The following is a 6791-nucleotide window of genomic DNA, read 5'->3' as shown; positions in this document are numbered from 1 at the left end:
TTGTTGAGCCAGCGAGTGATCGGGCAGGACCATGCCATGGAAATGATCGCCAAACGCGTGCAGACCTCGCGTGCCGGGCTCGACAATCCCAACAAACCCATCGGCGTCTTCATGCTCGCCGGTACGTCGGGCGTGGGCAAGACCGAAACGGCGCTGGCGCTGGCCGAGACGCTCTACGGCGGCGAGCACAACCTCATCACCATCAACATGAGCGAGTTCCAGGAGGCGCATACCGTCTCCACGCTCAAGGGTGCGCCGCCCGGGTACGTCGGTTACGGAGAGGGCGGCGTGCTTACCGAGGCGGTACGTCGTCGTCCCTATTCGGTGGTGCTGCTGGACGAGGTGGAGAAAGCCCACCCGGATGTCCACGAGATCTTCTTTCAGGTGTTCGACAAAGGCGTCATGGAGGATGGGGAAGGGCGGCGCATCGACTTCCGCAACACGCTCATCCTGCTCACCACCAATGCGGGCACCGAGACGATCGAACGCCTCTGCGCCGATCCCGCACATACACCGGCGGTCGAAGCGATGGCGGCCGCCCTGCGCGCGCCCCTGCTGGAGATCTTTCCACCGGCGTTGCTCGGCCGCCTGGTCGCCGTGCCTTACTACCCGCTGAGCCAACGGATGCTCGGCGAGATCGTGCGGCTGCAACTGCGACGCATCAAACAGCGTGTGGAAGATCGCTACCGCGTACCGTTCGAATGCACTGACGCGGCCATGTCGCTCGTCGTCAGCCGCTGTACCGAGAGCGAGAGCGGCGGCCGCATGATCGACGCGATCCTGACCAACACGATGCTCCCGGCGATCAGTCGTGAACTTCTCATGCGGACGATCCAGGGCGACCCGGTGGAGCGCGTCGTCGTCGACGCTGCACAGGATGGGTTCTCCTACCGCTTCGAGCTGACCAGCGACCTGCCTGAACTGACGGAGTAAGAAACGTGCACCTCATACCTTTTCTCCAGAACGAAGTCGATCCCGTCAATGGATTGGTCCTGAACTTCGCGCTCCTGAAGCGCTGGGAGAGCGCGAACGCCGGCGACATCGTGGCCCGCGACAATTCAACCCTGCGCGACTTAATCACGCGCTTCGAGCGTTCGATCGATCTGCGCAACGGGTCGGTGCTCGTCACCGCCGCCAACGTGGCGAACGCCCGCGCGCTGTCGATCGCGGCAACGACGCGTCCCTTCACCAGCCCTACCGGAAGTACCAAGCATGAGGCCAGCTTTCGCCGGGCGCTGCACTCAGCGCTGGCGATGGGCATCAACATGGCCCGATCGCCTTATCCTGCGTGCAATCACTATCACGAAGCGGATGCGGCGGAGGTGACCGAGGGTTTCTCCAGGGGATTTCTCTTCAAGCATGTGTCAGACAGCAAACGGGGCGACCGTGCGGGAAAGCGCATGGCGGAGATCCGTGCCGACCCGGCCAATGTCTTCGGGGAGGACCATGTCGGTTTCTTCGGCAATGCCGCGCCCGCCAGTAGCTTGCTGGAGAAGGACTCCGCGGAGAAGTTCAGGGCCGAAGTGCGTCGCCGGCAAGCGGAGTTCACGCAGACTTACGAGGCGGTTTCGCGTCACTTCGCCAAACAGTCCATCGACAGGCAGAACCGGATTCTCCAGCAAGTCAATGCGTTTGGCCTGATCGACGGCATCGTCTTCGTCAGTACCGAGAAGTACACGCTGCACAGTTTCCAGATCGTTCATGGCGTCGTGCAGAAAGGTGGCGGCGAGGAAAATAGCTACGTGAGCTTCGGTGTGGCCTGCGATGAAGCAGGCACCGGCTGGGCTGTCCACCATCTGGTCGGGACCAACGCGAATCGCCTGCGCCATGCGGACGGTGTCGGCGCCGACGTGGCGAGCGGTGGCCTGGATGGCTGCACCACGTTCCAATCGCCGCTGACCTGACGGAGACTTTGCCTTGGCACACGCCATCACGCTCGCATCCTCGGTCGGAAACGACCTGCTCTTCGCCAACATGACGGCGACCGAAGAGCTGGGTCGCCTTTCCACGTTCCGCATCGAGGCCGTCAGCAAGAATGTGTCGGTGGATCTGCGCGTGCTGCTGGGCACCCCGATGACGGTAACGGTTACCACGCCCCAGGGCTATGTCCGCTATTACAACGGCATCGTCGCCGAGGCCGAGCAGGGCGCATTCGTGCAGATCGAGAACGTGCGCTACGCCGTGTACACCTTCCTGGTCGTGCCCAAGCCCTGGCTGCTGCGGCAGACTTCCGACTGCCGCATCTACAAAGGTAAGTCCGTGCCGCAGATCGTGCGCGAGGTGCTCTCGGAATTCGGTTATGGCGATGTCCGGCTGAGCCTGACGGCGAACTACACAACGCGTGAGTACTGCGTGCAGTACCGCGAAAGCTACTTCGACTTCATCAGCCGGYTGATGGAACAGGAGGGCATCTATTACTTCTTTACCCATGCGAAGGGCAGCCACACCATGGTGTTGGCCGATGCGCTGGGCGCCCATGCCACGGTGCCGACCTTCGAGACGATTCCTTATGCGCCGCCGACCGAGCGCGGCCATCGCATGAAAGCCTCGATCAGTGGCTGGACGACGGCGCGAACGGTGAATCCGACCCGGGTGAGCCTGGACGACTATGACTACCAGCGCCCACGCGCGTCGTTGCTGGCCAACGAACCGTTGCCGGACAGTGCGGATGCGCACGGCATATCGGGCCTGGACATCTACGACTATCCCTATGGATCCGTGGGCTATGCCCAGCAGATGGCGGATGGGCAACGTTTCGCCCAGGTGCGCGTGGAAGCGTTGAACGTTGATCAGGCCACCTCGTCGGGCTTTACCGATGCAGTGGGCCTGGCGACCGGCAGCTTGTTCCGCCTACAGGATTTTCCGCTTGCCGAGGCCAATCAGGAGTACCTCGTGGTGTCGACGACGACGCGCCTGGTCGAGGTGGACTACCAGGGCGGTGGCGTGGAGCCCGATCAGGACGAGGCACCTTTTGCGTGCCACTTCCGTGCGATCCGCGGCAGGCAGCCATTTCGTTCGGCACAGGTCACGCCGCGTCCCGCCATTTCTGGCGTGCAGACGGCCGTGGTGCACGGCCAGACCGACGAGGACATCGAGGTGGACAGCTACGGACGCGTGCAGGTCACGTTCTTCTGGAATCCGCCGTCCAGGCCGAAGTCGGACCAGTCCTGCCCGGTGCGTGTCGCTTCCGGCTGGGCGGGCAAACGATGGGGCGCGCAGTTTATCCCGCGCGTGGGCCAGGAGGTCGTGGTCGGTTTCCACGAAGGCAATCCGGACCGACCCCTCATCCTTGGCAGCGTCTACAACCAGGAACACATGCCGCCGTACGCGCTCCCCGAAGAGCGCACACGCAGTGGCGTGATCAGTCGCAGCCTGCGGGGTGCCGCAGGCGAGGCCAACGAGATTCGCTTGGAAGACCGCAAGGGCGCCGAGGAACTGTTCTTCCACGCGCAGCGCGACCTGCGTCACGAGGCGGAGAACGACCACTTCTCGACGATCGATCGCGACGAAACCGAAGCCATTAAACGCGATCGCTCGCATGACATCGGACGCGACGACACGCTCAAGGTCGGTCGCCGCCTGCGTATCGAAGCGGGCGAGGAGATCGAACTAGTCACAGGACTGGCGCGCATCGTGATGAAGAGCACCGGCGAAATCCAGATCATGGGCAGTAGGCTCGCGCTCAACGGCGCAGCCACGATCAACCTGGTGTCGGGCGGCGCGACCTCACTCACGTCCGGTGCCGCCGTATCCGTCACGGCAGGCGCCACCGTCACCGTTAACGCCACAGCGGCCATCGCCRTGACCTCGGGCGCTGCCTTGATGCTCTCTTCCACCCTGGGCCCGGCGGTGCTGAAAGGCATGCCGCCCCTGCTGCTGTGACTCCCATGCCTCTCACTACCACCTCGGCAGCCCGGGACATGGGTCTGGAAGCGAGCGCCATCGCGCTGCTTCACGACGACATGACGGAGCGTGCGGCCGTCCGCGCGCTGCTCGATCACGGCGACGCCGGTGCCGCGTTGCGTGTGGCCCTTCGCCTGATGCCACGTGGCTACGTCATCCCTTGGTTGTGCCAATGCGTTCGCAGCGAAACGCTCGACGACGATGCCCTGGATGGCTTGCTGGTCGCCGAAGCGTGGTTGCGTGAGCGAGGCGAGCCTCGCCGTCGCGGCGCGCTCGCCTTCGCCGCCGAGCGTCACTACGTCGGCATCGGCGCGCTGGTCGCCGCGAGTGTCGCGTGGTCGGAGGGGTTCCTGCTCGACGGCGTGGGCAGGGAGGTGGCACCCGTCGCTCCCCAACTCATGGCTGTGGTGGCCGCGGCCGCACTGCTCACCCTGGCGTCAACCTGTACCGACTTCGATGCGCGCTGCCGTGCACTCGTCGCCTCGGCGATGGGACTGCTTCCACCGGAGGATTCCAAATGAACTCATCCACCGCGTCGAGCCTCGTACTTTCGATTCTCGGCGAGCATGCCGGCAACGTGTCCGAACGTACGTCGGTGCGCGTCGAAGGCCACGACCTGAGCATCGGCCGTGCCGAACATTGCGACTGGGTGCTGCAGGCCCAGGGCGTGTCGCGCCAGCACGCGGTCGTGCGCCACCTCAATGGCCTGTACTTCCTCGAGGACCGCAGTACCAACGGCATGCTGCTTAACGGCGTGCCGCTGCGTGGCGGCGAGCCGGTGTCGCTCAATGATGGCGACCGCCTGCAACTGGATACCTTCGAGATCCTGGTGGGCGTGGAGCTGCCACCGCAGGTCGCTGAGGCCACCGCGCCGCGTCGCCGCGAGGATACGTTGCGTACCTTGCGTGTATCGCAACAGGAGCCACCGAAGACACAGGGCGCGTCGCCGTCGTTGATTCCCGGCGATGCCAGCGCTGCGGTGTCGCTGGACCCACTGGCCTGGTTCCCTTTCGATCTGACATCGGCTCAAAACGGTATCGCCGACGTCGAACCGTCCGCGCACTGGAATCATGCCTCGCCGATGGAAGATCGCTTCGATGCGCCGAACGTGGACCCGGCCGCCATGGCGCGACGTGGGCCGTCCGTGCTGCCGGAGAACTGGGACCGCACTCGCAGCCTGTTCACCTTGCCTTCGATGCAGGACAGTGTGGCGCCTGTCGCGATAGATGTTGCGGTTCCCGCGGCGCGGGAGCCTGAGTCCGTGCCTGTGCCTTTGCCTTTGCCCGAAAACGCTGCGATTCCGGCACCATCACAGGCACCAGCACCAGCACCAGCACCAGCACCAGCACCAGCACCAGCACCAGCAGCACAAGCCAACATCGAATCCCTGTTCACACTCGTTCTCGAGGGTGTGATGGACGTGCTGCGTGCGCGCGCCGAGTTGAAGAACGGTTTCCGCCTGCCGGCGACGTTGATCCAGYGTCGGGAAAACAATCCGCTGAAATTCGCCCCCACGGGCGTTGAGGCACTGGCACGTTTGCTGGCCGCTCCCAACGAGGCCTTCCTCTCGGGAGAGGCGGCGGTGGTCGACGCAATGGACGATATCCGCCTGCATCAGGTTGCCTTGTTGGCGGGCGTACGTGCGGCCTTCGACGACCTGATCGCGCAATTCGATCCGTCGCGTTTCGAAGAGGGCCAGCCGCAACGCTCGCGCTTCGGCTTCGCCACGGGCAAGGGTCCGTGGGAGCGTTATCGTATTCATTTCCAGGGCCTCGCCGCCGATCCCGAAGAACGATTCCGTCGCCTTTTCGGTGACGAGTTCGCTCGGGCCTATGAAGACCAACTGGCGCGCGCCAAGCGCGACGGCCGCTGACCGGAACCGACATGACAGCATTCAACAAGGTGGTGTGGAGCGAGGGACTGTTCCTTCGTCCGCAGCACATGCAGCAGCAGGATCGCTACACCGAACGCTACGTGGAACTGCGCGCGGCGACCTTGCGTCCGCATCCATGGGGATTTGACGAACTGGAGATCGAACGCGACCTGCTTTCGATCGGCAAGCTCGGTATCCGCCGCGCGCGTGGTGTTTTTCCCGACGGCACGCCGTTTTCCATGCCTGACCGCGACCCGCTGCCGCCGCCCCTGGAAATCGATACCAACTGGCGTGACCAGGTCATCTACCTGACGTTGCCGTTGCGCTCGCCGTCCCAGGCGGAAAGCCTCTGGCCGGGGTCGCAGGTCCAGGGTCAGCTGGCACGCTTCGCCGTACGCGAGGTGGAAGTGAACGATGCATCGGGCAGTACGCCGGGCATCGTGGCGCTCGAAGTCGGAGGCCTGAGCACCCGCATGACGGCCGCTTCCCAGGCGCGCGAAGGCCTGGTCGAACTTCCGCTCGCTCATCTGGTGGAATGCCGCCCCGACCGGCGCGTCGTGCTCGACGACGGCTTCGTGCCCAGTGCGCTGGCCTGCCGGGCCTCCGAAAGGCTGACCTTGTTCCTCACCGAACTGCTTGGCCTGCTGCACCAGCGCGGCGAAGCGCTGGCCGGTCGCGTCGGCGGCACCGACCGGACAAGTACGGCCGAGCTGGCCGACTTCCTGATGCTGCAACTGGTCAACCGCTACCAGCCACAAGTGGCGCATCTGGCTGAGGCGCCATGGCTCCATCCCGAAGACCTTTACCGCTTGCTGCTGGGCCTGGCCGGCGAAATGGCGACCTTCACCACGCCCGGTAAGCGCAGTGAGGCCTTTCCTCCTTACCGCCATGACCGCCTGCGCGAAAGCTTCGAGCCGGTGATCGCGGCGCTGCGCCTGAGCCTGAGCGCGGTGCTGGAGCAGACGGCCGTTCCCGTGCCGCTGCAACAACGCAAGTACGGTGTCTGGGTCGGTAC

Annotated in this window: 6 protein-coding genes; all 6 read left to right on the top strand. The window is 64.5% G+C overall.

Annotated elements, in window-relative coordinates:
* Window positions 1–933 (top strand): AAA family ATPase (locus tag AC1DT2_RS13120; RefSeq protein WP_477296722.1); only part of this gene is annotated, 933 nt, incomplete at its 5' end.
* Window positions 934–938: 5 nt separating this feature from the next.
* Window positions 939–1904: a hypothetical protein gene (locus AC1DT2_RS13115; protein ID WP_477296721.1), complete on the top strand. Its 966-nt coding sequence runs from the start codon at window positions 939–941 to the stop codon at window positions 1902–1904.
* Between the two features lie 13 nt (window positions 1905–1917).
* Window positions 1918–3882, top strand: coding sequence for a type VI secretion system Vgr family protein (locus tag AC1DT2_RS13110; RefSeq protein ID WP_477296720.1), 1965 nt, complete (start codon window positions 1918–1920; stop codon window positions 3880–3882).
* A 5-nt stretch (window positions 3883–3887) separates the two neighbouring features.
* Window positions 3888–4424 carry a DUF6931 family protein gene (locus AC1DT2_RS13105; protein ID WP_477296719.1) on the top strand — a complete coding sequence of 179 codons (537 nt, stop codon included), beginning with the start codon at window positions 3888–3890 and terminating at the stop codon, window positions 4422–4424.
* Complete coding sequence (gene tagH / locus AC1DT2_RS13100) at window positions 4421–5776, top strand: type VI secretion system-associated FHA domain protein TagH (protein ID WP_477296717.1); 1356 nt, start codon at window positions 4421–4423, stop codon at window positions 5774–5776. The genes AC1DT2_RS13105 and tagH overlap by 4 nt, the downstream gene beginning before the upstream one ends.
* 11 nt (window positions 5777–5787) lie before the next feature.
* Window positions 5788–6791: type VI secretion system baseplate subunit TssK (tssK, locus tag AC1DT2_RS13095; RefSeq protein ID WP_477296716.1), on the top strand; the 1004-nt coding region annotated here is incomplete at its 3' end.

Source organism: Luteibacter sp. P4_E6 (assembly GCF_056401535.1).
This window is presented reverse-complemented; position numbering and strand designations above follow the sequence as displayed.